2 protein-coding genes are annotated in these 3,586 nt (G+C 40.4%); both read right to left on the minus strand.

What is annotated here, in order from left to right:
* Positions 1-347 precede the first annotated feature (347 nt).
* A complete protein-coding gene (locus U9Q77_05885; protein MEA3286887.1) occupies positions 348-2,546 on the minus strand; it encodes a DUF5906 domain-containing protein in 2,199 nt (732 codons plus the stop codon).
* A complete protein-coding gene (locus U9Q77_05890) occupies positions 2,515-2,796 on the minus strand; it encodes a DUF5659 domain-containing protein (GenBank protein MEA3286888.1) in 282 nt (93 codons plus the stop codon). The genes U9Q77_05885 and U9Q77_05890 overlap by 32 nt, the downstream gene beginning before the upstream one ends.
* Between the last annotated feature and the right edge of the window lie 790 nt (positions 2,797-3,586).

Consider the following 3,586-nt stretch of genomic DNA (forward strand, 5'->3'; position numbering starts at 1 on the left):
ATGCATCCATTTTGATGCTTTTGTTAATTTCATGAGCGGTTCACCGCTCCACTTATTGTTACTCATATTGTGATTCTCCACTTTTTATGTGAAACTCCACTTTGACGCAACTTACTCGCAACTTTTAAAACGTCGAAATGGGGCTATATAAGGCTTCACGCAACTTTTCACTTTTTAAACCAACTAGGAGCTGACAGAGTGTGGGTGTATACGGGGGATATATAATAATTATTTTACCACCAATAGACTGACAAGTTGCAAAGTTGCGTGCGCCCTTACTGGGTAAGGGTTTACCCCTAAAATAAGTTGCGACCAAAGTTGCGAGTAAGTGACGAATTCGCCACTTTTCAATCCCAACGATATACTCTCTTACCATTGATCTCACCGGTCCGAATTCCTTGAAGTTTTAACTCCTTAGTCAATTTTGACTTCGTAATGCGGTCATCTTGATAGATTTCTCTAAATGCTGCCAAAGCACTATCCTTTTCAATTGATCCGTTTAATCCAACAGCTTTTATCGTACTGGTTGGAAATAGGCTGTCCATGTTCTCCACAAACCAATCCACGTCGTTTGCTTTGAGATGGCTGCTAAACTCAGCATAACGAGTCATACCTACATCAACCAGAGCGTCCTTAACTCCATTACTGATAACAGTTTTTGCAAGAGTAGGATCATAGTTATAGTTAATTAGATATTCAGCAAACACTGACAACTCCGCCTTCATATCAATTAAGAACTGCTCAGGGTCTGCGAACCAACTTTGCTTACGCATGTTGCCACCAGTACGAACAACATTGAAACGACGATCATTCTCTTCGATTAACACAGGGATTGATTCATTACTGAAGAACAGAGCATTCGCATGATTGTCTATGGTAAATACCTTTACATTCTTTTCATTAATCATGATATCATTGTCAGTAATGATTGCTTTAACCTTTGAGTTAATACTATTACGAGTACGATTGTCATGAGCTACTTCATTAAACGCAATCAGGATCGCATTCTGTAACCATCCGTTAAAAGGATTCTTGAGTTGTTCATCTTCAACCTTGATGGCTTGTTTCTCACCGAATAGTGGCTTCAACACATGATCCAAGAGCACGTTTTTTCCAGCCCCAGGTTGCCCCATAAAAACCCAAGCGGTTAATTGCTTTGATCTAGTCTGCATGATACCGGCTAACCAGTTCACGAAGCGGTCCCTCTCTAAGTCTATCGGAATTAGATTTGAAAGTAGATGATTAATACTTGGCGCATCAATAGTCAGATCAATAACCTTCGAAGTCTTCTCACCCACCATGAAGTCAGTAGGTCGAAAGAGATTGATAGTCTTCGATACCTTATCAATCGTTACATCCTGAGATGGATCAAAGATGAGCTTCCGAACTGGAGTCTTTGCTTTCCGCTTTTGATCAGCATCAGCTAAGATGATATCCAACTTCTTTTCAGAGTCGACAAAGTAGAGTTGTTCGTCATGGTGATCCAGATAGGCAAAAGAACTGGTCTGCTTTTCAAGGAATACAAACAGATCGTCCATGTATCCAAACTTGATGGGTGAGTTCCCATCAGCCTTACAGATGTTTGCACACTTCTGATTTCCGCACATGATCTCGCATGTTTGCGGAGAACCACTAATGCTGTCGAGTTGGTAATCCGTGATACTCTCATTATAATCATTAGCCTGAGACAGAATCTCATGAACTTTATCCCTGCCCTTATTGCCAAATGGAATCATCTGGGATGCCAGAAAGAGTCTAGCCGTATGACCAGTTGTCCCTTCAAACACACTAGGATCTGAACTCTCTGCCAAGCGTTGTAATACTGAACATTTACTAAACATGAGATCCATGTTATGTGGTCTGATATCCTTATGAACGATACCAGTTGCTTTGTGACCAGCATTGCCCTTATTCACAGGAGCCTTTGTAATTAGTTCGATATCATTAATTGGTAATACTTGTGGTAGGTAAGCCTCAAAGTCACTATCCACAAAAGCACAGCGTCTGTTCGTGACTTTGTGGAACTGAAATGGAAGTTTAATAAGGTTGCCCAATTTATCAGGGGCTACTCGATCCTGTTTGGGGAATAGCTCCCAGTGAAGTCTAGGATCAACCAGTTGAAACTCTTTCTCCAGTATATGAAGCGTATGTCTCATATCAGCAGCAGAAACATGTTGGCTCAAGAAGATCCATATGTGATACCCTTTGTTACCACTGTCCTCTATCACAGAGGAAAATCCATGGGCATCAAGAACAGACTTAATTTGTAGAGTTTGCTTCTTCAGCAATGGCTCAAACACCTCACGAGGATAGAGAAGAAGATCCTTTTTATTGATATCAATATCAATAACCGCAGATTTAACCAGGTCATTGGATCCGACCAGATATGCTCCCACAGTTGTGGAATCATCTTGATAAATATCTAGGGTAAAGGGGGAATGTTTGGGATAGTAATTTCCGGTTGAATCCTGAAGAGCATAGACATCATCTCTTCCTCCTTTTGCTGAAAATATTTCAGCTTGTACTTCTTGGAATGTTCCTTTCATTATTGTTGCCAGGTTGTATTGTTGTAGTACCGTACATAATGTTTTTCAATTGACGGATTGATTTAGCGAATGTCGCTACGTTGGTGTTAGCAGTCTCATTGTAGAATGAGAGAGCAAGATCATTTACTTCCTCTCCAGAAAAGGAGAAGGTTGAACGATTCCCATCACGGGAATGTCCTGAAAGTGTGATTCCTTCTGAGTACAGAAAAGCTGCTAGAAAGAACTCAGTTGTTTCAAGTGTTTGGTGCATGTTGTTACCTCTCGGTTAAAAAGCCTCCGGTCTGCGGAGGGAAAAGCCGGGAGAAAAATCCTCCCGACTAGCAATATCAAAAAGCCCATTTAAGGGCGTCTCGTCGTTTCAATTTTTAGGGGGTTTCTGTCTCGATCTGCGCTGACCAGAATTGCTATCTGATCATAACTTAATATAGTACATTTTCGCTAAAAAGTCAAGCTATTTCTATGTTAAACAGTAACTTATATTCCCATCAGGATATACTGAAAGAAGCTTTAAATTCAGTTAAAATCACCTTTAACCCCCATACCAACACCCAATAAATTTAAATCATCGCTTTCTCGTCCATTCTGGGAGGTTGTTTTTCTCTCAGAATTGGGTATAAAACAATATCATTGCTAAAATATGCTCTGGCAGGTAATTTCTGACCGCCAAACAACCAGTCTCAGAACTGGATACAAACGATCCGTAAAGGAATTCGAGTGGGTAATTCTTATTACTCCCTTGGAAATTACCTTTACGGGTCCAGTCAAGATTGGTTGTTTGGCGATAACTGCTTGAGATTTCCTTGGGGGTTTTCGCATTAAATCCGGTCTCAAGCGTAATTCTATCGCTTGAGGTTGCAATGCCGAACACATTCTCATCCCTACAATTTAACCCAACGCAAAGTACAGCTATTACTATAGAAAGCCTGATTATCGTGCGACAATCTTGGTTTTGGAAATCTGTATCCATGCGAAACATCGAAAAGAGGAGAGTAAAATGAAAGTACAACAAGTATCACTAGTCCTATTGTTAACATTGATTT

The organism is Candidatus Neomarinimicrobiota bacterium, from assembly GCA_034716895.1.
Taxonomy (GTDB): Bacteria; Fidelibacterota; UBA8477; order UBA8477; family JABMPR01; genus JABMPR01.

Excerpts from the sequence above, each read along its gene's own strand:
- U9Q77_05885 (MEA3286887.1), bottom strand. The coding sequence starts at position 2,546 with ATGAAAGGAACATTCCAAGAAGTACAAGCTGAAATATTTTCAGCAAAA.
- U9Q77_05890 (MEA3286888.1), bottom strand. The coding sequence starts at position 2,796 with ATGCACCAAACACTTGAAACAACTGAGTTCTTTCTAGCAGCTTTTCTG.